The organism is Gordonia sp. KTR9 (assembly GCF_000143885.2).
Lineage (GTDB): Bacteria > Actinomycetota > Actinomycetes > Mycobacteriales > Mycobacteriaceae > Gordonia.
Genome location: NC_018581.1, coordinates 4,236,082 through 4,261,356 on the forward strand (window position 1 = coordinate 4,236,082; position 25,275 = coordinate 4,261,356).

At 70.5% G+C, this 25,275-nt stretch carries 2 protein-coding genes (both cut by a window edge); both read right to left on the minus strand.

The features are described from left to right. A protein-coding gene (locus KTR9_RS19780) for a non-ribosomal peptide synthase/polyketide synthase (protein WP_014927848.1) crosses the window boundary here: on the minus strand, positions 1–22,640 show its 5' portion. It extends 17,572 nt beyond the left edge of the window; the window shows 22,640 of its 40,212 coding nt (coding positions 1–22,640); it begins with the start codon at positions 22,638–22,640; the stop codon falls past the left edge of the window. Next, positions 22,637–25,275, minus strand: partial view of an amino acid adenylation domain-containing protein gene (locus KTR9_RS19785; protein ID WP_014927849.1) — the final stretch only. The gene runs 5,557 nt beyond the window's last position; 2,639 of the gene's 8,196 nt are visible here — the last part of the coding sequence; the start codon falls outside the window, past its right edge; the stop codon is at positions 22,637–22,639. The genes KTR9_RS19780 and KTR9_RS19785 overlap by 4 nt, the downstream gene beginning before the upstream one ends.

Here is a 25,275-nt window from a genome sequence, read left to right on the forward strand (position 1 = left end):
TCGCGCGCAAGCGTGCTCACGCGTGCCGAGAACTCGGTGTAGTCGACGACGCGATCGCCGAAGAGGATCGCGGGCCGGTCGGCCGCACGCGCGCGGGCGTCGGCGACCAGGTCGACCACGGTGTGGTCGCCGCTGATCTCGACCTCGGTTCCGCGAGACCACGCCGCGACGTCGAGGCCCTGGGTCTCCGACACCAGCGCGAGGTCGGCGGTGAGCTCGCGGGGCCGACGGGCGACCGTCTCCAGGATGTGCACCAGCACGTCGCCGAAGACCCGGATCTGGTCGTCACCGAAAGCGGCGGGAAGGTACTTGAGCTGCAACGACACCCGGCCGCCCGCCGCGGCGGTGATCAGGTTGATCGGGTAGTGCGTGGTGCTGCGCGAGTCGACGTCCGCGACGACCAGGCCATCGGTCAGCCCGTCGGGCACCGTGTCCGGCGACGACAGCGCGTCGGTGTCGATGGGGAACGACTCGTGCACGGTCAGCGTGTCGAACAGCTGGTTCGTCCCGGTGAGGGCGGTCAGCTCGGCCAGACCGAGGTGCTGGTGGTCCATCACCGCCACCTTCGACGACTGCAGCCGGCGGAGCACCTCGACGATGGTCGACGCCGGGTCGACGTCGACGACGCTGGGCAGCGTGTTGATGAACAGACCGACCATGGTCTCGACACCGGGCAGATCGGCCGGGCGCCCGGAGACGGTCTCGCCGAAGACGACGACGCGACTGCCGGTCATCCGCGACAGGAGCACGGCCCACGCGAACTGCATCACCGTCGCGACGGTGACGCCCTCGGTCCGGGTCAGTTCCTCGAGACCCGCGGTGGTCTCCTCGTCGAGCATCACCCGGTACTGACGGGGGAGTTCGTCGTCGGTCGCCTCCAGGCCGGGCGCCACGAGGGTCGGTCCCTCGACGGGTTCGAGCACCTCTCGCCAGACGGCAAGTCCCGCATCGCGATCCGAAGCAGCCAGTCGCCGCACGTGATCGGCGAAGTCGAGACCGGTCGCGCCGGTCTGGCCGGTGTAGGTCTCGCCGGTGGCGTAGAGCGCGAGGAGGTCGGCCAGGACGAGCGGACCCGACCACCCGTCCATCAGGATGTGGTGGTTGGTCACCACGAGATGCGCCTGATCGCCGTGCCACACCAGCACGAATCGCACCAGCGGCGGGCGACCCAGATCGAAACGCGTGAGGCGTTCGGCGTCGACGATCCGCTGGATCTCCGCGGCCACCGTGTCACCCGGTTCGTCTGCCGGGAGTTCGACGACCCGCCAGGGGATCTCGACCTCCGCGGGAATCACCGCGACGACGGCACCGCCACCGGTGCGGAGGTAGGCCGAGCGCATGACCCGGTGCCGGGCGAACAACTGCTCGGCCGCGCCGCGCAGGCGCTCGCCGTCGACCCGGCCGCCGAGCGTCAGGACGACCTGGGTCACGTAGACGTCGACCGCACCGGCGTCCGCGCCGGCGGCTGCCAGCTGGGCCTGGAAGTACAGACCCTGCTGCAACGGGGTCAGCGGCCACACCGCCGAGCCCGGGTACGTGCGGGCCAGGTCGTCGAGATCGCGCTGGGTCACGTGCGTACCCGGGACGTCCGACGGGGACAGACCGATCCGGGTGCCGCGGTTCACCAGGTCCGTGAGAGCCGACAGTTCGGCCGCCCACAGCTCCAGCAGGTCCGCGACCTCGTCGGCCGCGAACAGCGCCTGCGGGAAACTCGCCCCGGCGACGAGCCGGCGGTTTCCCTGCTCGTCGTGCGCCGTGGTCACGCTGACCCCCAGAGCACTCAGCGCCACCATCCGTCCGGACGCCGACGACCCGAGGATCGGAGCGTCCGGCGCATTGGTGAACGGCAGGGGCTCGGATTCGGAAGCGGCAGCGCCGCCGCCGGCCCCGAAGTAGTTGAAGGAGATGCTCGGGAGTGGACGTGCGGCCAGCTCGGCGGACTGTCCGTACCGGAGCCAACCGAAACCGATCCCGTTGTCCGGCTGCGCGAGTCGCTCCTCCTTCGCCGCCTTCACCGCGTGCACGACGTCGGCGCCGGGGTCGAGGCGCACCGGTACGAGCGTGGTGAACCAGCCGACCGTCCGGGACAGGTCCGCGCGGCGCGCCGCCTCGCCGGTGGCGAGCACCTCTTCGTATCGGCCGTGTCCCTCGGTGAGGACGGTGACCGGTGCGGTGTCGTTGATCTCGCGGCGCGACTGCCACGATCGGACCGCCCGGGCGAAGGCGCCGAGCAACACGTCGTTGACGTTGCCGCCGAATGCTTCCGGCACCGTGGTCAACACCGACCGGGTGACCGTCGGCGAGATCTCGTGCGAGATGTGCCGTTCGGTCGCCATCCGGTCCTGGTCGCGGTCCAGCGTGACGCCGAGCGGGGTGGGTCGCGAGGGCAACCGGTCCAGCCAGTGATCCACCTGATCGGACCACGATCCGGACTTCGCGGCGAGGGTGTTCGTCCACGCCTGCGCGCTGGTCTGTTCGGCGCGCAGCTCGATGTCCCGACCGTCGGAGAGCTGTGCCCACCCGGTGATCAGGTCCTCGATGAGGATGGGCCACGACACGGCATCGACACCGAGGTGGTGGATGACGAGCAGGACCCGGCCGACGCCGTCCCGATCGTGGATCAGCGCGGCACGCACCAGGCGCCCGGTACTCGGATCCAGGGTGGCCGAGACGGTCTCGAATGCGGTGCGGACATCGACGTCGAACGCCTCGGTGCCGGTCGCGGCGGTGCTGGTGGCCTCGATGACCGCGTCCGCGGCGTCGAACCGGCCACCGGCCGACGATCGCCACTCCCCCTCGACGAGTTCCAGGCTCGCGCTGAGCATCGGGTGGCTCTCGACGGCCGCCGAGAGCAGGCCGGCCAGCGACGCGACGTCGAGTCCGGCCGGCGCCCGCAGAACTGCGGCCTGCACGAAGTCGGCGAAGTCGGCTGCGTCCTGGGCGTGTTCGATCATCCAGTGCACGACCGGCGACACCGCGAGCGAACCGGCGCCCGCCTGCTCGGACTCCTCCAGCATCGGCAGCCGCGCCGCATCGTCGTCGGCGGCCGCGGCCATCGCGCGGATGGTGCGGCGTTCGAAGATCTCCCGCGGCGACAGGTCGAGTCCGGCGGCGCGGGCCGCCGACGCGAGCTGGATCGACATGATCGAGTCGCCGCCGAGAGCGAAGAAGGACTCGGTGACCGACACCCGATCGAGCCCGATCAGGTGGGCGACGATGGACGCGAGGACTTCCTCGGTCGCGGTCGCGGGTGCCACGTGGACGTCGGTGTGGACCCCGAAGTCCGGTTCCGGCAGCGCCTTCCGGTCGATCTTGCCGGCGGTGTTGAGTTCGAGGTGCGGCAGCCGCACCCAGATCGTCGGCCGCATGTACTCGGGCAGTTCGGCGGCCACGGTCGACTTGACCAGGTCGAGGTCGACGTCCGCAGGGGCGACGTAGCCGACGAGGTGATCGGCGCCGGTGGGCGCCTTGGCCACGGTCACCGCGGTGTGCACGACACCCGCGACGGTCGCGATCACCGATTCGATCTCGCCGAGCTCGATACGCTGGCCGCGCAACTTCACCTGGAAGTCGGTGCGGCCCAGATATTCCAGGGTCCCGTCGGCACGCCACCGCACGAGGTCGCCGGTGCGGTACAGGCGTGAACCGGGCGCCCCGAACGGGTCTGCGACGAACCGCTCGGCGGACAGGTCGGGACGCGCCGCGTAGCCGCGCGCGAGCTGGACGCCACCGAGGTAGAGCTCGCCGGGAACCCCGGCCGGGACGGGCCGCAACCGGGCATCGAGCACCCAGGTGGACGTGTTCGCCACGGGGGTCCCGATCGGGATGAGCGCGGGCGCCGACGAGACGTCGGCGACGGCCACCTCGACCGCCGCCTCGGTGGGACCGAAGAGGTTGACGATCGCGACGCCCGGCAACACTGCCGCGACCTTCGCGACGACCGCCGGCGGCAGAGCCTCACCGGAGGCGAAAACCCATCGCAGCGAGGACATCTCGGCAAACCGAGCAGCCGGTACGAGATCGAGGAAGATCGACATCATCGACGGCACGAAGTGGACCGAGGTGGCCTCGGTGGACACGATCAGGTCCGCGAGATAGTCCGGATCGGTGTGGCCACCCGGGCGGGCGACGACCATGGTCGCCCCGGTCAGCAACGGACCGAAGAGCTCGGGCACCGAGACATCGAAGGTGTACGGCGTCTTCTGCACGATCCGGTCGCCGACCGCCCACGGGAACTCACCGAGTCCCCACCAGAGGCGGTTCATCACGGATGCGTGCGAGACCGTCACGCCCTTGGGGCGACCGGTGGACCCGGACGTGAACAGCGTGTACGCGGCGTGGTCGCCACGGAGCGGGGCCAGCCGTTCGGCGTCGGTGACCGGCTCGGCCTCACCGACCGCCTTCGAGGCATCGACGTCGAGGACGGTGACCAAATCGCCGAGACCCTCGATGGCCGACGGTCGGGCACCCGACGCCGACAGCACGAGCCGCACCCGCGCGGTGTCGATCATGTACTGCACGCGGTCGGCGGGAGCCGCGGTGTCGATCGGGACGTACTGTCCGCCTGCGGCGTGCACGGCGTGTACGGCGACGACCATCTCGACCGACCGGTCGATGCAGATCCCGACCGCCACCTCGGGCCCGACCCCGAGCCCGATGAGTGTGCGTGCGAGATCGGCCACGCGCGAACCGAATTCCCCATAGGTGAGTCGGCGGCCCTCGAACTCGATCGCGACCGTGGCGGGGTCGGCGGCGATCCGCGCGGCGACGGCCGCGGGGATGACGGGTTCGCCGAACTCCTGTGTCGCACCGACGGACCAGTCGTCGACCTGTGCGCGGTCGGTCCCGGAGACGAGTGCGAGATCCCCGACCGCGCGCGTCGCACGGCCGGAATCGGTCATGTCCCGCAGCAGGGCCACCAGCCGACCGGCGAGTTCGCTCACCGTATCGGCCTCGAAGAGATCGCGCGCGTAGATGACGGTTCCCGTCCACGGCCGGCCGGGCACGTCGGCGGCGACCGCGAAGGCCAGGTCGAGCTGTGCCGACACCTCGGGTGGTTCGACCGGTGTGATCGTGAGTCCGGACAGGACTGCCGCGTCGGAACCGGAGGCGCCACCGGCGGCGGGCTGGTCCAGGGTGAACAGGACCTGCGCGAGCGGCGCGAAGGCCTCGGAACGGATGGGGTCGAGGTGTTCGACGAGGGTCTCGAATGGGATGTCGGCGTTGGTGAACGCGTCGAGATCGGTTGCGCGCACCTGGGCCAGCACCTCGTCGACCGTCATTCCCGGGACGATGCGGGAGCGGAGCACCAAGGTGTTGACGAACATGCCGACGACCGGGTCGAGGACGCGCGATCCACGACCGGCCACCGGGGTGGCGATCGCGATGTCGTCGGTGGCGGACAGTCGCGCCAGCAGCACCGCGAGCGCGGCGTGCACGACCATGAACGGCGTGACGCCGTGGGCACGTGCCGCGGAGTTCACCGCGTCGGCGACCTCGGCGGGGATCTCGAACGCGATGCGCCCGCCCCGTGTGGAGGCGACGGCCGGGCGGTCGTGATCGGTCGGCAGTTCCAGGACGTCGGGCAGTCCGGCCAGGCGTCCGGTCCAGTGGGCGAGCTGCCGGCCGAGGACCGAATCGGGGTCGTCGGCCGAACCGAGCACCTCGTGCTGCCAGATCGCGTAGTCGGCGAACTGGATCTCCAGAGGCTCGAAAACCGGTGCGTCCCCGGCACTTCGGGCGACGTAGGCGGTCACGACATCGGCGACGAGCGGCTTGCGGGATTCACCGTCGGAGGCGATGTGGTGGGTGACGACGCCCAGCACGTGGGTCTCGGCGTCGACCTGCCACAGGCAGGCCCGAACCGGCCACTCCCGGGACACGTCGAACCCGCGGGTGACCGTGCGCTCGAAGTCCTCGGCCGTCGTGACAACGGAGAACTCGAGCCGCGCGGGGACCTCGTCGGCAGCCGAGACGCGTTGGAACGGGCCGTTGTCGTCCTGGGCGAACGTGGTGCGCAGGACCTCGTGACGGACCACGACGTCGACGATCGCCGCGCGCAGTGCCGCCACGTCGAGGTCACCGACCATCCGGACGACGGTCGGGATGTTGTACGTCGGCAACGTCGGATCGAACTGGTTGATGAACCACATCCGTTGCTGGGCGAAGGACAGCGGGATGCGGTCCGGCCGCGGGGACGCCGCGACGACCGGCGGCAGGGCCCGGCCGCGCTCGCGGGTGCGCGCCACCAGCTCGCGCACCGTCGGAGCGTCGAAGATGTCCCGCACCGACACCTCGACCCCGAGGGCGTCGGAGATCCGGGCGGCCAGCCGCATCGCGGACAGGGATGTGCCACCGATGGCGAAGAAGTCGTCGGTCGCGCCGACCCGGGCGACGTCGAGCAGCCCGGCGAAGATCTCGGCGACCTCGGACTCCTGGCCCTCGGCCGGGGACACGTACTCGCCGGCGGTGAACTCCGGTGCCGGAAGCGCACGACGATCGACCTTGCCCGAGGTGGTCAGCGGCATCCGGTCCACGACCATCCACGTCGTCGGCACCATGAACTCCGGGAGCCCGCGCCGCGCGACGTCCTTGACCGTGTCGGCGTCGAGCTCGACGCCCGGTCCGGCCGCCAGGTAGGCGACCAGCTGCTCGCCGCCCCCGGCCGGGGCGGCGACGGTCACGGCGGTGTGCACGACACCCGGCGCCGATCCCAGCACCGACTCGATCTCGCCCAGTTCGATGCGCTGACCACGCAGCTTCACCTGGAAGTCGTTGCGGCCCAGGTATTCGAGCTCACCCGCGGCGTTCCAGCGCCCACGGTCACCGGTGCGGTACAGCCTCGCGCCCGCCGGCCCGAACGGGTCGGCGACGAAGGTCTGGGCGGTGAGCCCGGGTCGTGAGGCGTACCCACGCGCCAGCTGGACCCCGCCCAGGTACAGCTCGCCGGCCACTCCGACGGGGACCGGACGCAGGCGTGCGTCGAGTACGCGCACCGTCGAATTCCAGACCGGGGTACCGATCGGGATGTTCTGGGCCGGCGGCCGGGTGACGGCGCCATAGGTGATGTCGACGACGGCTTCGGTGGGGCCGTACTGGTTGACCAGCAACGCATCCGGGAGCGCGGCGGCCAGTCCCGACGCGAGACCCGGGAGGAGCGCCTCGCCACCGGAGAAGATGCGGCGCAGGCCGGCGAGCCTCTCGATGCCGACACCGGTGGCGCCGTCGAGGAAGGCGGCGAGCATGGAGGGCACGAATTTGACCGTGGTGACACCGTGGCGCTCGATGAGCCCGGCGAGGTGACGCGGGTCGCGGTGTCCGCCCGGTTCGGCGACGACAACCGCCGAGGCGGTGAACACCGGACCGAAGAACTCCCAGACCGAGGCGTCGAAGGTGTACGGGGTCTTGAGCAGGAACCGATGCGGCCCTTCGCCGTTCGAGTCGCTGAACCATGCGAGGGTGTTGCGCAGCGCACCATGGGTGACGGTGACGCCCTTCGGCCGTCCCGTCGATCCGGACGTGAAGATCGTGTATACGGCGTTGTCCGGATGCACGACACCGAGACGGTCGGCATCGGTCACCGGAGGCACGGGCGCATCCGGCAGCGCGGCCGAGGCGTCGACGCGCAGGATCCGGCCCCGGAAGTCGTCGAGGACGGCGGGGACCGGCCCGGGGCCGACGACGACGGTCGACACACGCGCGGTGTCGAGGATGTACTGCCCGCGTTCGGCCGGGCTCTCCGTGTCGATGGGAACGTATTGGCCACCGGCCGCGACGATTCCGTGCACCGCGACCATGATCTCCACCGAACGGTCGAGACAGACGCCGACGGCGACATCGGGACCGACACCCGCGTCGACGAGCTCGCGGGCCAGCAGCGAGACGCGCGCCGCGAATTCGGTCTGGTCGACCACGCGGTCGTCGAAGATGACCGCGGGCGCATCGGGAGCCGACGCGGCGTTCGCCGCCACGAGATCGGCGACGGTCTGCGGTGCCCCCACCTCGACCCGCGCGCCCACCGCGAAGTCGTCGAGACGCGACGACTCGGCAGGCAGCACGAGGTCGGTGTCGCCGACGGGACGAGACGGTGCGCTCAGCACACCGGTCAGAATCGCGACGAGCCGCTGGGTGAGGGTGTCGATCGTCGAGGGGTCGAAGAGGTCGGTCGCGTAGATGACCGAACCGGCCCACCGGCGTCCGTCGTCCCCGCGGTCGATCGCGAAGTTCAGGTCGACCTTCGCGCCCGGAGCCTCCTGCGGCAGCGGTTCGAAGCTCAGGTCGCCGACGGATCCGCCCTGTTCGGCGTCGATCGCGAAGTCGGCCGAGGCCGACTGGTCGAACGTGAGATTCACCTGGGCGAGCGGGGCGAAGGCCTCCGTCCGGACCGGGTTCAGCTTCTCCACGAGCGTCTCGAACGGAACGTCGGCGTTCGCGAAGGCATCCAGATCGGTCGTTCGCACGCGGTCCAGCAGGGACTCGAAGGACTCGGTGCCGTCGACCGGGACCCGGAGGACGAGCGTGTTCACGAACATGCCCACGAGCGGGTCGAGGGACGCCTTCCCGCGCCCGGCGATCGGGGTACCGATGACGATGTCGTCGCCGGACGAGAGCCGCGCGAGCAGGACTGCGAGGGCCGCGTGCACGACCATGAACGGGGTGACCGCCCGCTCGGCCGCCACCCGTTCGATCGCGGTCCCGACCTCGGTCGGGATCTCGAAGTCGAACCGGGCGCCGCGCTGCGACGCCACGGCCGGACGCGGCCGGTCGGTGGGCAGTTCGAGCAGATCCGGCGCACCGGAGAGCCTGCTGATCCAGTGGTCGAGCTGGGCGGCGATGAGCGAGTCGGGGTCGCCGGCCGAGCCGAAGACGTCGTGCTGCCAGAGCGCGTAGTCGGCGAACTCCACCTCCAGCGGGGCGAACACCGGATCGCGGCCCTCGGCGCGGGCGCCGTACGCGGTGAGCAGGTCGGCGAGCATCGGTTTCATCGACTCGCCGTCGGCGGCGATGTGGTGGACGACCACCACGAAGACGAATTCACCCGCGCTCACCGGCCACAGGCGGGCGCGGATCGGCCAGTCGACGGTGACATCGAAGCCGTCGGTCACCGCGGACTCGATCTCGGACTGGGAGCCGACGACCGCCCAGTCCAGCCGGTCGACCTCGTCCGGACCGTCGATGCGCTGGTGGGGGACGCCGTCGATCTCGGGGAAGGTGGTGCGCAACACGGCTTGTCGTGCGACGAGGTCGGCCACCGCGGCCCGCAGCGCGTCGGTGTCGAGGTCGCCGCGCAACCGCAGTGCGATCGGGATGTTGTATGCCGACGACGCGGCCTCGAACCTGTTGATGAACCACAGGCGTTGCTGTGCGAAAGACAGCGGGACCCGCTCCGGGCGCGGCGACACGACCGTCACCGGCGGCAGACCGGATCCACGTCCGGACACGGCCGTCACCAGATCACGGACCGACGGCGCCTCGAACACGTCCCGTACCGACACCTCGGCGCCGAGCGCATCGGCGATGCGGGAGGCGAGGCGGGTCGCCGACAGCGAATTGCCGCCGAGGTCGAAGAAGCTTGTCGTGACCCCGATCTCGTCGACGCCGAGCACCTCGGCGAAGACCTGCGCGACCGCGGTCTCCTGCGGGCCGGCGGGCGCGACGACATCCTCGACGACGGTGGCCGAGTCGGGTACCGGCAGGGCCTCACGATCGAGCTTGCCGTTCGCCGTCAGGGGCAGGGTCTCGAGGTCGACGATCTGGTCCGGGACCATGTACGACGGCACCGCACGGCCGGCGATTCGCCGGACCTCGGCGACCTCGACCGCGTTCTCCGTGTCGCGGACGAGGTAGCCGATGAGTTGCTCACCGCGGCCGGGGATGTCGACGACACGCGCGGCCGCCGCACTCACACCCGGCACGGCCAGGAGCGCCGCCTCGATCTCACCGAACTCGATCCGGTAGCCACGCAACTGGACCTGAGCGTCACCGCGGCCGAGGTACTCGATGTCCTCGCCCACGCGGCGGGCCAGATCGCCCGTGCGGTACATCCGGGATCCGGGCTCACCGTAGGGCGAGGCCACGAAACGTGTCGACGACAGCCCGGCACGTTTCAGGTACCCCTGCGCGAGTTGCCCACCGGTGACGTACATCTCGCCGACGATGCCCTCGGGCACCGGACGCAGACGGTCGTCCAGTACGTGGATGGCCAGCGAGCCGAGCGGGCGGCCGATGAAGCTCGCGTCGTCGGCCGTCACCGACTGCGGGTCGAGCGGACGGAAGCTGACGTGCACGGTCGTCTCGGTGATGCCGTACATGTTGACCAGCGACGTGGTCTCGCCCGGATGGTCGTCGAACCAGCGGCGGACCTGTTCGAAGCTGAGAGCCTCGCCGCCGAACACGATGTAGCGCAACGACAGTGCGGTCCTGCGGCGCCGGCGGGCCTCGGCGAGCTGATAGAACGCCGACGGCGTCTGGCTCAGCACGGTCACGTGTTCGCGCGCCAGCAGGTCGAGGAACTCCTCCGGAGCCCGGGCCAGGTCACGGTCCACGAGCACGAGACGGCCGCCGGTCAGCAGCGGTCCCCACAACTCCCAGACCGAGAAGTCGAACGCGTACGAATGGAACATCGTCCACACGTCGGTCTCGTCGAACTCGAAATCACCAGCGGCGGTGTCCATCAGCGTGACGACATCGCGATGGGTGACCTCGACGCCCTTGGGGCGCCCCGTGGAGCCCGACGTGTAGATCACGTAGGCGCGCGAATCGGGATGAACCGCAGCGGTTTCCGGACTCGCACCGGCACCGTCGGCCACGAGCCGCCCGACCGGCACCACCGGTGTCGCCCCCAGTTGCGACCACAGCTCGAGGTCCGCGGTCGTGTCGTCGACGATCACCGCGCTCGGTGCGGAATCGTCGACGATGAAGCGCAGACGGTCGACCGGGTTGGTGGTGTCCAGCGGCAGGTAGCCCGCGCCGCAACGCAGCACACCCAGGATCGACGCGACGAGATCGATGCCCCGGGACGTCGCCACGGCGACGAGATCCCCGGACCGGACGCCTCGTGCCCGCAGGGACGCGGCGATCGCCGCCGACCGCCGGCCGAGTTCGCGGTAGTCGACCGAGGTCTCGGTGTCGGTGACGGCCGGACGCTCGGCATGTGCGACCACCGAACGGCCGAACAGTTCCACCAGCGACGAGTCGGTGTTCGCCGTGCGGGTGACCGGCGGTGTGATCTCGCGGCGGTACTCCGCGTCGTCGAGCAGCGAGATCGCCCCGACCTCGATGGCCGGATCCGCGACGACACCGGTCAGGATTCGGACCAGCGCATCGGAGTACACCTGCACCTGTCGCTCGTCGAAGGCCGCGGGCAGGTACTTCAGTTTGAGCTCGATGCGGTCGCCGACCACGCCGGTCACCAGGTTCAGCGGATAGTGGGTCGAGTCGGTCGCGTCGAGATCCTCGATCCCGATGCCGCCCGCGTCGGCCCCCTGCTTCAGCGACTGGGCGTCGACCGGGTAGGACTCGTGCACCGCGAGGGTGTCGAACAGCTGTCCGCGGCCGACGAGGGCCGTCAGCTCGGGCAAGCCGAGGTGCTGGTGGTCGAGCACCGCGACCTTCGAGGCCTGCAGCGCGTCGAGGACGTCGGCGGCCCGCGCGTTCGGATCGACATCCGCGACGGCGGGCAGCGTGTTGATGAAGAGGCCGACCATCGTCTCGACGCCGTCCAGATCGGCTGGGCGACCGGAGACGGTCTCGCCGAAGACGACCGACTGCTGCCCGGTGATGCGCGACAGCAGCACCGCCCAGGCGAACTGCATCACCGTCGAGACGGTGACCCCTCGTGCACGCGTGAGATCCTCGACGGCAGAGGTGATCTCGGCCGGGAGCAGTACGCTGTGGTCGCGCGGCAGCTGATCGGAAGTCGCCTCACGGCCCGCGCCGACAAGCGTCGGCTCGTCGACCGCGGCCAGTACCGAGCGCCACGCCGCCAGACCCGCGTCGGTGTCGGATGCGGCGATGTACCGCAGGTAGTCGAGATAGTCCCCCTGCGCACCGGCCTCGGCGGCGACGGTGCCGGTGTAGGTCTGACCGGTGGCATACAGCGCGAACAGATCGGCCATGATCAGCGGGCTCGACCAGCCGTCGATCAGGATGTGGTGGCTGGTGACGACCAGCGTCGACCGCGCGCCACTGCGGACGAGGACGAACCGCATGAGCGGGCCGGATTCGAGATCGAACGGCGTGACGCGCTCGGCCTGGGCCACCGCGGCGACACCGCTGTCGCCGTCCCGGCCGGCACCGGCCCCCGGCGTGTCAGTCGATTCGATATCAACTGTCCGCCAAGGGATGTCGACCGTATCCGGAACAACCGCGACGACCTCACCGCTGGGGACGCGCACGAAGCTGGACCGCAGCACACGGTGGCGGACGAAGACCTCGCGCACGGCCTCGGCGAGACGGTCGGCGTCGACGTCGCCCTTGAGCGTGACGACCGCCTGCGCGGTGTAGACATCCACCGCCCCGGCCTCGCGGCCCGCCGCGGCGAGCTCGGCCTGGAACTGCAGGCCCCGCTGCAACGGCGAGAGCGGCCACACGTCGGCACCCGGATACCGCCGGGCGAGGTGATCGAGATCGTCCTGGGTGACGCGTGCGCCGAGGACATCCGACGGCGAGAGCCCCGGGTCGCCGACGCGGGCGACCTCGTCGACGATCGTCGCGAGTTCGGAGTCCCAGCGCCGTGCGAGGTCGTCGACATCGGCAGCGGTGAGCACCCCCCGCGGGAAGGTGAAGCCGGCGACGAACTCCCGGCCGTCCTGGCCGATCGCGGTACCGGCGTTGATGCTCAACACATTCGGGACGACCATGGCGCCGGTGACCGTGCCCGGGAGTCGCGGTGCCGCCGGGTCGGGCAGGAACGGCATGCCCGCATCGTCCGCGGCGGCGTTCTCGCCGGCGGATGCGGTCCCGGCGACGTTGCCGAGGTAGTTGAATCCTATGCTCGGCAACGGCCGACGAGACAGCTCGGTGTCGCCGTAGCGCAGCAGTCCGTAGCCGATTCCGTTGTCGGGCTGTCCGACCCGCTCTTCCTTGGCGACCTTGACCGTTTGCACGGAGTCGCCGCGCACGTCGATGGCCAGCGGTGCGATGGTGGTGAACCACCCGACGGTCCGGGACAGGTCCACGGTCCGCGGATCGGTTCCGTGCAGCAGAGCTTCTTCGTACCGGCCGTGGCCCTCGAGCAGCAACGTCACCGGCTGGTCATCCGCGATCTCCCGGGCCTGCTGCCAGGACCGGACCGCGCGCGCCAGCGCCGCGACGAGGGCGTCGTTGACGTTGCCGCGGAAGGCGGTCGGCACCGTCGTCAGCAGCGCCTCGGTGACCGCCGAGCCGACGGTGTGCACGACGGTGTCGGTGGTCGACATGCGGTCACGTGCACGGTCGAGGGCACCACCGAGGTCGGTGACCCGTTCCGGCGACCGATCCAGCCAGTAGCGCAACTCGTCCGAGCGTCCGGCCCGCTGGGCGTCGAGCGCCGCGGTGAACGCACGCGCCGAGGTCGTCTCCGGTCGCAGCGAATACGCCTGGCCCCCTTGATGCTGCGCCCAGGCGGTCAGCAGGTCCTCGATGATCACCCGCCACGAGACGGCGTCGACACCGAGGTGATGGATGACGACCACGAGACGCGCATCGCCGTCCGGGGCGCTGACCAGCACGGCTGCGACCAGCCGCCCGGCGGTCGGGTCGAGGCGGCCGGAGGCGTCCTCGAAGGCGGCGACGACGGTGTCGGAGAAGCCGGGTTCGCCGACGGGCGCCGAACTCGTCATCGCGGTCACCGCACCGGGTTGCAGCGGCGCGACGCCGGTGTGCATCCGCCAGTCGCCCGCGCTCCCGCCGGGTTCGACCGAGGCACCCAACATGGGGTGGACGTCGACCACCTGCGCCAGGAGTTCCTGCGCGATCTCGACGGTGAGCCCCTCGGGTGCGGTCAGCACCATCGACTGGGAGAAGTCGGCGAAGTCCGAGACGTCGTCGGTGTGTTCCAGGACCCAGGAGACCACCGGCGGGACGGTCATCGGACCGACGCCGCCACCGGGCAGTTCCGCCAGGGCGGGTACCCGGTCGCCGCGGGCGCCGACGGCACGGGCAATGGCGCGAACCGTCTTGTGCTCGAAGATGTCCCGCGGTGAGACGTCGATACCCGCCGCGCGGCAGGCCGACGCGACCTGGATCGACATGATCGAGTCGCCGCCGAGGGCGAAGAACGAGTCGGTGACGCTGACGCGTTCGAGCCCCAGCAGGCCGGCGATGATCGAGGCGAGCTGCTGCTCGACCGCGTTCTCGGGCTCCACGTGGTCGGATTCGACCTCGATCGTGGGCGCGGGCAACGCACGGCGGTCCAGCTTGCCCACCGGGGTCAGCGGGAGCGCGTCGAGGACGGTGATGCTCGCGGGCACCATGAACAGGGGCAGCCGATCCGCGAGATGCTCGCGCAGCGAAGCGATCTCGACGGTGTCGCGGGGCACCACGTAGGCGGCCAGCGCGGCCACCACCGACTGTCCGCTCGCGGCGAGTCCGCCGTCGGCGTCGACCCCCACGACGACCGCGGAGGCCACGGACGGGTGATCGGTCAGGACGTTCTCGATCTCACCGAGTTCGATGCGCAGACCGCGGAGCTTGATCTGGTCGTCGCTGCGTCCGACGTAGTCGACCGTCAGCGCGCCGTCTCGGTCACGAGCCCATCGCACGATGTCGCCGGTGCGATACATCCGCTCCCCCGGCTCGCCGTGGGGATCGGCGACGAAGCGCTCGGCGGTCAGACTCGCGCGGTCGAGGTAGCCGCGCGCGAGAGCCGGTCCGCTGACGTAGAGTTCGCCCGCCACCCCGACCGGCACGGGACGGAGCCGACCGTCGAGCACCAGCAGGTCGATGCCGTCGATGGGAGGCCCGATGTACAACGGTTCGCCGGCGTGCGTCGGCGGGGCGACGGTGATCACGATCGTGGTCTCGGTCGGGCCGTACACATTGCGGAAGGCGACGAATCGACTCCAGCGGTCGCGCAACGTCTCCGGTACGGCCTCGCCGCCCGCCCACACCGATTCCAGGTGCGGGAGTTCGGCGGGATCGAGTGACGACAGCACCGTCGGGGTCAGGAACGTGTGGGTGATCCGCTGTTCGCGCATGAACTCCGCGAGCGGCGCGCCGGCCACCGCGTCACGGTGACGGTAGACGACCGCCGCGCCCGCGGTGAAGGCCAGCAGATACTCGAGGACGAAGGCGTCGAAACTCGGTGAGGCGAACCCGAGCACACGCGATTCCCGCGTGACCCCGGACCTCTTGACCGCCTCGGCACCGAAGTTCGCGAGGCCGCCGTGGGTCACGGCCACACCCTTGGGCAAGCCGGTCGACCCCGACGTGTAGATCACGTAGGCGGTGTCGTCGGTACGCACCGCGACGCCGCGATCCAGGTCGGTGACCGGTGCGTCGTCGTGTGCCGACACGGCGTCCACGTCGGCGTCGAGGTCGATCCAGCGCCCCCCGAAAGCACTCACGTCGGCAACACCGGTCCGGGTGAGCCCGATGGTCGCACCCGAGTCCGAGATCATGTGTGCGACACGGTCGGCCGGGTAGTCCGGGTCGATCGGCACGTATCCGGCACCGGTCTTGGCGACTGCCCAGATCGCCTCCATGAGGTCGACCGAACGCGGGATCACCAGTGCCACCAGCGTTCCGCGGCCGATGCCCTGGCCCAGCAGGTGACGAGCCAGCCGGTTCGACGCCGAGTCGAGTTCACCGTAGGTGAGGGTGCGGTCGGGGTCGACGACCGCGGTGCGGTCGGTTCCGCCACGCCGGACCGCGGCGGCGAACAGCTCCGCCAGCGGCACGGCCGGGATCGCGGGTCGGCGGCCGACCGGGGTGATCATGTCGCGCTCGGCGGTGTCGAGCAGGTCAGCGTCCCCGACCGGCACGGTCGGATCGGTGACCAGCTCGTGCAGCAACCGGGCGAAACGGTCCATCATCCGCGCGACCGTCGCCTCGTCGAACAGGTCGGTGGCGTAGTTGACGCGACCGATCCAAGACCCGCCGCGTCCGCCGCGCAGACCGACCGTCAGGTCCACCTTCGCCGAGTTCTCCTCGGTCTCCACCACTTCGACGGCCAGGTCGTCGATGTCGGCGACGAGCGTGGACGGATCCGCGGGCGTGGGGTCGACGGTCAGCAGGATCTGGGTGAGCGGGGCGAACGCCTCGGACCGGGACGGTGCGAGCGCGTCGACGACCGCCTCGAAGGGCGCGTCGGCATGTGCGAACGCATCGAGATCGGTGACCCGCACCACGTCGAGGAGGTCGGCGAACCGTTGCGCCGGGTCGACCACGGTCCGCAGGACCAGCGTGTTCACGAACATCCCGACCAGCGGGTCCAGAGCGGCGTCGCCGCGACCGGCGATCGGGGTGCCGATGGCGATGTCGTCGGTGGCCGAGAGCCGCGACAGCAGTACCGCGAGTGCCGCATGGATGACCATGAACTCGGTCACGCCGCGCTGGGCAGCGAGCTCGCGGACGAGACCCGCTGTCGCCGAGTCGATCTCGAAGCCCACCTCGGCGCCTGCCATGGACGCGACCCTGGGACGCGGGCGGTCGGCGGGCAGCTCGAGCACCTCGGGGAGTCCGGCCAGCGCAGAGCGCCAGTAGTCGACCTGAGCCGACACCCGCGAGTCCGGGTCGTCGATCGAGCCGAGTTCACGACGCTGCCAGAGCGCGACATCGGCGAACTGCACCTCGAGCTCGGCGAAGTCCGGCGAACGCCCCTGTGAGCGCGCGACATACGCCGTCACGACGTCGGTGACCAGCGGACGCATCGACTCGCCGTCGCCGGCGATGTGGTGGATCACGATGAGGACGATGTGTTCGAGGTCGTCGACGCGGTGGACCCGGATCCGGATGGGTCGCTGCACTGCGACGTCGAAGCCGCCGGCGGCAGCCGCGAAGAGCTCGGACTCGTCGTCGACGATGGCCCAGTCGAGTTCGGCCCCGACCCCGGCGACGTCCCCGATGACCTGTCGCGGAGCGCCGTCGATCGACGGGAACACCGTCCGGAGTACTTCCTGACGCTCGACGACGTCGACCATCGCGGCACGCAGGGCCGCGAGATCGAGCTTGCCGCGCAGGCGCAGCGCGATCGGGATGTTGTAGGCCGCGGACGCGGTGTCGAACTGGTTGATGAACCAGATCCGTTGCTGCGCATACGACAGCGGGATCGCGTCCGGTCGCGGGGAGACCGCCGTCACCGGCGGGAGGCCGGGCACGCGGTCGGCGACACGCTGCGCCAGTTCGCGCACGCTGGGAGCGTCGAACAGGTCGCGAACACTGACCTCGACGCCGAGTGCGGCACCGGCCCGGGCCGCCACCCGCATCGCGGCAAGCGAGTTGCCGCCGAGGTCGAAGAAGGAGTCCACCACCGAGATCCGGTCGGCGCCGAGCACTTCCGCGACGACGTCGGCGAGAGCGCGCTCGGCGGGGGTCGCCGGCTCGACGACCTCGGACTCGACGACGGTCGGTGCGGGCAGCGACCGGCGGTCCACCTTGCCGGAGGCATTGCGTGGCATCTCGTCGAGGACGACCCACAACGTGGGGCGCAGATGCGCGAGCAGTCTCTCGCCCGCGAAGGCACGGATGGCCTCGACGTCCACGGTGTCACCCGGGTGACCGGTCAGGTAGGCCACGAGCGCATCGCCCGCGGGAGTCGTGGTGACCGCCGCGGCCACCGAGACCACGCCCGGCGCCGCCGCCAGCACGGCCTCGGTCTCGCCGAGTTCGATGCGCTGACCGTGGATCTTCACCTGGAAGTCGGTCCGACCGAGGTACTCGATGTCTCCGTCGGCGCGCCAGCGGGCGAGGTCGCCGGTGCGGTACAACCGCGCACCGGCGGGTCCGGCCGGGTCCGCGACGAACGACTGGGCGGTGAGGGCCGGTGCGGACGCATAGCCGCGGGCCATCTGCGCGCCACCGAGGTACAGCTCGCCCTGCACACCGGGCGCGACCGGGCGCAGACGTGCGTCGAGGATGCGTGCGGTCAGGCCGGACGCGGGCCGACCGACGGTCACGACGTCGACGGGCTCGGTCAGCGTCGCGATCGTCGCGTCGACGGTCATCTCGGTGGGGCCGTACTGGTTCACGATCACCGCGTGCGGGGCGGCCGCGAGGGTCTGCTGGGCCACCGCGGGGGTGAGTGCCTCACCGCCGGTGAAGATCTGGCGCACCGAGGACAGACCGGTGGCGGGATCGAAGGTCTCGTCGAGGAACACCGCGAGCAGCGACGGGACGAACTGCACGGAGGTCACCCGCTCGTCGGCGATGACGCGGGCCAGATGAGCCGGGTCCCGGTGGCCGTCGGGCGCGGCGACAACGGCGGTCGCGCCGGCGACGAAGGGCCAGAACAACTCCCAGACCGACGCATCGAAGGTGTACGGCGTCTTGACCAGCACCCGTTCGTCCGCCGGGTCGCCGGTGTAGGCGCCGAACCAGGACAGCATGTCGTGCAGGCCGCGATGCGTGACCGTCACGCCCTTGGGCTGCCCGGTCGATCCGGACGTGAACAACGTGTACACCGGATGTCCGCCGCGCAGGGGTGCCACACGGTCGGCAGTTGTCACGCGAGCCGAGCCGGCGGTGGCGAGCGAGTCGAGATCGACCGTGACGAGAGTCCCCGGGTTCGACAGTGACTCGGCCCAGCCCGGGATCTCGCCGCCGACGACGACCGTCGACGCCCCGGAGAGCGCGAGCTGCCGACGCACGACATCCGCCGGCGCCTCCGGATCGAGCGGCACGTATGTGCCGCCGGCGAGCACGATCCCGTGGATCGCCACCAGCATCTCGACCGATCGCGGCACGCCGACCGCGACGGGCACGTCGGGTCCGACCCCGTCGGCGACGAGGCGCCGCGCGAAGGCGTGGACCAATGCACCGTACTCGGCATAGTCCAGAGTGCGGCCGTGTGCCCGGATCGCCACCCGGGAAGCATTGCGAGCGAAGGACTCTGCAAGTGCATCGGCGACCGTGACGGCCGGCTCCGGCAGAGCAGCGGTGTCGGCACCGCCGCCCCAGCGGGCGAGCGCCTCGTGTTCGGCTGCGGTCATCAGGTCCGCATCGCCGACGGGAGCCGAGGGGTCCGCAGTCAGCGTGTCGAGGAGGCGAACGAACCGGTCGGCGAAGAGACGCACCGACTCGGCGTCGTACAGGTCGGTCGCATAGAGCACCGATCCCTGCCAGTTGTCCCCGTTGTCGGCGATCCCGACGGTGAGATCGACCCGCGCGGACAGGTCCTGCGGTTCGACGGGGGTCACGGCCAGTCCGCCGCCCTCCCCGATCGTCAGCGTCTGGGAGGCCAGATCGGCGATGGCCGACTGGTCGAACGCGAGCCACACCTGGGCCAGCGGTGCATAGGCCTCCGTGCGCAACGGGTTCACCCGTTCGACGACCGCCTCGAACGGGATGTCCGCGTTGGCGAAGGCCTCGAGATCGGTGCGGCGGATGTCGTCGAGCAACCGCCCGAAACCGGCCGCAGGGTCGACTCCGGTCCGGAGGACCAGCGTGTTGACGAACATGCCGACCATCGGGTCGAGGATCGACTGCCCGCGACCGGCGATCGGCGTGCCGACGGTGACGTCCTCGGTTGCCGACAGCCGCGACAGCAGCACCGCGAGCGCCGCATGCGCCACCATGAACGGGGTCAGCCCGCGATCGCGCGCCAGACGGGCGACACGCTCCGAAACATCCTGCGGCACACTGAACTCGATGCGCGCGCCGCGCTGCGAGGCCACCGCCGGACGCGGTCGGTCGGTCGGCAACTCCAGCACGTCGGGCGCCCCGTCGAGCTGCCGCGCCCAGTACTGCAACTGCGCACCGATGAGCGACGAGTCGTCGGTCGCGGATCCGAACACCCGGCGCTGCCACAGGGCGACGTCGGCCATCTGGACCGGCAGCGGCCGGAAGTCGGGCGCGTTCCCGGCGACCCGCGCGGTGTACGCGGTGATCAGATCGGTCACCAGCGGTGCGAGGGATTCACCGTCGCACGCGATGTGGTGCACGACCATCCCGAGGACCGCCTCGGAATCTGAGATCTGGGAGAAGCCCACGCGCACAGGCAGTTCGGAGACGAGATCGAATCCGCCGAGCATCACCTCGGGCAGGGCCGATTCCGGCACCTCGCGCCAGTCGAGCATCGCGGCCGCCGACGACGGCTCGTGGACGAGCTGAGAGGCGTCGCCGTCGGCTTCGGGATAGGTGGTACGCAGGACCTCGTGGCGGGTCATGACGTCGAGCAGCGCCTGGCGCAGGGCGTCGGCGTCGACGCCGCCCTGCAGCCGCAGGACCATCGGGATGTTGTAGGCAGGCGATGCCGGATCGAACCGGTTGATGAACCACATCCGCTGCTGTGCGAGCGACAGCGGGATGCGGTCCGGGCGGGAGGCGACGGGTTCGATCGGGGGCAGTCCCGGCCGCTTCGAGGCTGCGGCGAGCGCGAGGTCCCGCACCGTCGGGGCGTCGAAGAGGTCACGGACCGTGAGGTCCACGCCGAGCGTCTCCGCGGCGCGGCCGACGATGCGGGCGGCCAGCAGCGAGTTGCCGCCGACGTCGAACACCGACTCGACGACGCTGATGTCCTCGAGACCGAGCACCTCCGCGAAGATGTCCCGCAGGGCTGCCTCGGTGTCGTTCTCGGGCGCCACGAATTCGGTTGTCGACGCGAGCACGGGGCGCGGGAGTGCGCCGCGATCGAGCTTGCCGTTCTGGGTCAGCGGCAGCCGCTCGACCGCCATGACGACGTCGGGGACCATGTACTCCGGCACCAGGGTCGCCACACGCCGACGCACGAGTTGTTCGTCGACCTCGACGCCCGGCTCGGGAACCACGTAGGCGGCGAGGATCTCACCCCGGTCGGACAGGTCCACGACGCTGGCCGCACCGGCCGAGATCCCGTCGAGGCCGACGAGCGCGGCCTCGATCTCGCCGTATTCGATGCGGAAGCCGCGGAGCTGGACCTGGGCGTCGCCGCGACCGAGGTACTCGATGTCGTCACCGACGCGACGCGCCAGGTCGCCGGTCCGGTACATGCGATCACCGGAACCGTCGGGCGCGAACGGGTTCGCGACGAAGCGCGTGGCACTGAGCCCGGCCCGCCGGAGATAGCCCTGCGCGAGTTGTGTTCCGGTGACGTACATCTCGCCGATGACACCCTCGGGCACCGGTCGCAGTCGCGAGTCGAGGATGTGGATGTCCAGCGACGACAGCGGTCGCCCGATGAACGACGCGTCACCGGCCGACACCGCGTCGCGGTCCAGCGCGCGGTAGCTGACATGCACCGTGGTCTCGGTGATGCCGTACATGTTGACCAGCTGCGCGGGATCCGCCGGATTGTCGTCGAACCAGCGCCGGACCTGCTCGAAACTCAGCGCCTCGCCACCGAACACGATGTAGCGCAACGCGAGTGACGCCTGCCTGTGTCGCTGTGCGGCGATGAGCTGGTAGAAGGCCGACGGCGTCTGACTCAGCACCGTGACCCGCTCGGTCTCGAGGAGATCGACGAAGGCCTCCGGGTCCCTCGTGGTGTCCTGCTCGACCACGACGACGCGTCCGCCGGTGACGAGGGGACCCCAGATCTCCCAGACCGAGAAGTCGAAGGCGTAGGAGTGGAACAGCGTCCAGACGTCGTCCGGGCCGAACGAGAACTCCTCGGACGCGGCCTTCATCAGCGCGACGACCTCGCGGTGCGACACGACCACGCCCTTCGGCTTGCCCGTCGAACCAGAGGTGTAGATCAGGTAGGCCGGCAGCCGGTCGTCGAGCGAGTCGGTCCGTGCTGCCCCCTCTGCTCCCTGAGGAGCCCCGGAGCCTGCGGAGGGGCGTCTCGAAGGGGCCGCACCACGGATCACGTCCTCGGTCGTGACGAACCGGACGTCGATGACATCCCACGTCGCGGCGAGCTCGGGGTCGGCGAGCACCAGCAGCGGCGCCGCGTCGTCGATGATCGACTGTGCGCGGGCGACCGGCTGGGAGCGGTCGAGCGGCAGGTACGCCGCTCCGGTCTTGAGGACGGCCAGCAGGGCCACGATCAGGTCTGTCCGGCGTGGGAGCGCGACGCCGACGAGGCTGCCCGGGCCGGCACCGGCCGCGCGGAGTCCGTCGGCCAGCGCGTCGGACCGCTCGTCGAGCTCGCGGTAGGACAGCACGGCGCCGGTCGCGTCGCTGACCGCGGGCCGATCGGCGTGGCGCGCGACGGCGGAGCGGAACAGTCCGGGCAGGGACCCGAGATCGGTGCTGCCGATCAGTCCGAGCGCCCGCTCGCGGATCAGCGCGATCGCGCGCCGGGTGGCGTCGGCGATCTCGGCCGGCGCACGTCCGGGCGCGGCCTCGGTCTGGGTGACCCCGGCGCCGACCGCGGCCTCGGTGTCGAGTCCCTGGGCGATGAAGACGCCGGCCGTCGCCGACACGCGCGCATACAGCTCGCCGAACGTGACCGGGCCGGACGCCGCCTCGTAGGCGGTCTCGGAGGGTGCGACGCCGGCCGAGAAGGCGATCAGGTGCAGTGTCGAAGGCCGCGAGCCCCAGGTGAGAGAGATGTTGGAGGCCGTTGAATCGACATCGGTCACGTCTGAGTCATTCCTTTGGTCGACTGCACTGCTTCGTTCCCGCGGGACCCGGCTCCCGACATCGCGCCGTCCACCACTCGGAGTGCGTTGGCGCGGAGTTCGCCCAGCACATCACCGAGCGCATCGGGCCCCGACACCGCCAGGCCCGGCAACAGGCTCATCAGCGCGGTGGTGAGGGCAGAGTCCGGGTCGGGAAGAGCGGCAGCCATCGCATCACTGATCGACGACAGCACCGCGAACGTTACCTCTGCCCCCTGGTGCACGGCAGCGACCGCATCGGGCTGTGCGGCCACGGCCCGGGCGACGAGATCGGGCAGTGCGACGGCGAGTTCGGCGTCGGCGACCGCACTGGCCGCCGTCTGCTCGGCGGCGGTGGCGATGTCGATGTCCCCCACCAACACCTGCGGGTTCTCCGACACCTCCTCGAGGACGCGCAGATAGCGCTGCGCGTACGTCTCGACAGTGCCCTTGGTGAAGATGTCGGCGGCGTAGATCAACTGGCCCGTCATTGAATCAGCGTCCTTTGCTGCCGGTGCAACGAAGTCGTCCGGGAACAACGTGAGCTGAAGATCCACCTTGGCTGGGGTCAACTGCTCGGATACCGGCGCGATCGTCATCGAATCCATGTCGAGCGTGGGGATGGTGAAGTTCTGGTAGGCGAACATCACCTGATAGATCGGGTTGTAACTGGTGGGCGGCGAGGGAAGTACAGATGACACGATCGTATCGAACGCGATTTCGGCGTTCGCCATGTCGGCCAGATCCTCGTCGCGGACACGCTGCAGGAGCTCGGCGAACTTCTCCTCGTCCTGGAGTCGCGACCGCAGGGCCAGCGTGTTCACGAACATCCCGACCACGCCGTCGAGTTCGGGCTGACCCCGCCCGGCGAACGGCGTGCCGATCACGATGTCGCGCTGGGTGGTCAGCCGGCTCAGCAACACCACCAGTGCGGTCTGCATCACCATGAACAGCGTCGCGTTGTGCTGGCGCGCGACGGCCTCCAGCTTGTGCACCAGGCCGCCGTCGATGTCGAACCGCACCTCCTCGCCGACGAAGGACGGTGTCCGCGGGCGGGGGCGATCGGTCGGCAACTCCAGCCGGGCCGGCGCGTTGCGGAGCCGGTCGGTCCAGTACGCGAGCTGGCGGCCCGCCTCGGTCGTCCCGTCGGGTCCGGAAACGGCGAGGGCCTCCTGCTGCCACAGCGTGTAGTCCAGGTATTGGACCGCGAGCGGCGGCCAATCCGGCCGACGACCGGCCACCCGCGCCGAGTACGCGGTCATCACGTCGGTGGCCAGCGGCAGCATCGAGGCGCCGTCGGCGGTGATGTGATGCACGACGAACACCAGGATGTGCTCGGTCTCGGTGAGCCGCAGCAACATCATCCGCAGCGGCGGTGCGACGGTGACGTCGAAACCGCGTCCGGTGAAGTCCGCGATCACCGGGACCGGATCGCCGTCGACGTCGACGACGCTGCGCTCGAGCAACTCCAGCGCGGCATCCCGATCGAGCACGAGCTGGATCGGCTCGCCGTCGACGAGCGGATAACGCGTCCGCATCGACTCGTGGCGCTCGATGAGGTCCTCGATCGCGGCGCCGATCGCGTCGGTGTCCAGCTGTCCGGACAAGCGCAGCGCCATCGCGACGTTGTAAGCCGGCGACGCCGGATCGGCGCGGTTGATCAGCCACATCCCGCGCTGCACTGCCGACAGCGGCGCCCGGTCTCCGTGCGCACGTGCTGCCAGACGCGGACGGCGCGACGGGGTCCCGTGGTCGCTGGCGAACGTCGCCATCGCCCGCACGGACGGCGCATCGAACACCGCGGCGACCGGGATGTCGACCTCCAGGTCGGCCGACAACCGAGCGGCCACCTTCGTCGCGCTCAGCGAGTTGCCGCCGAGGTCGAAGAACGACTCGGCCACGCTGATCCGATCGACGCCCAGCACATCGGCGAACACGCGGGCGATCACCCGTTCGGTCTCGGTGCTCGGCGGCACGAATTCGGCGGTCTCGATCACCGGGGCGGGCAGCGCCTTGCGATCGACCTTGCCCGCCGAGTTCAGCGGCATGGTCGACAGCGGCATCCAGATCGTCGGCACCATGAACTCCGGCACGGTGCCGTTCAGGTGCGCCTGGGCGTCGGCCGGGGTGACGGAGTCGGGCGAGTAGTAGGCCACCAGGCTCTGTCCCGCGGCCAGATCGGCGACCGTCACCGCCGTGTGGACGATGCCGGGCACCGACATCAGCGCCGACTCGATCTCGCCGAGCTCCAGTCGCTGACCGCGCAACTTCACCTGGAAGTCGTTGCGGCCCAGGTACTCGATCTCCCCTGCCGGGCTCCACTTGCCGAGATCGCCGGTGCGGTACAGCCGCGACCCGGGCGGGCCGTACGGGTCGGCGACGAAGCGTTCGGCACTGAGCCGGCCCTGCGACACGTATCCGCGGGCCAGCTGGACGCCGCCGAGGTAGATCTCGCCGGGCACACCGACCGGCAGGGGCCGCAGCCGGTGGTCGAGGATGTGGATCGTCGTGTTCGGCACCGGCCGACCGATCGGTACGACGGTCTCCGAGCCGCGGACGTTGTGTTCGGTGACGTCGACGGCCGCTTCGGTCGGCCCGTACAGGTTGTGCAACCCGA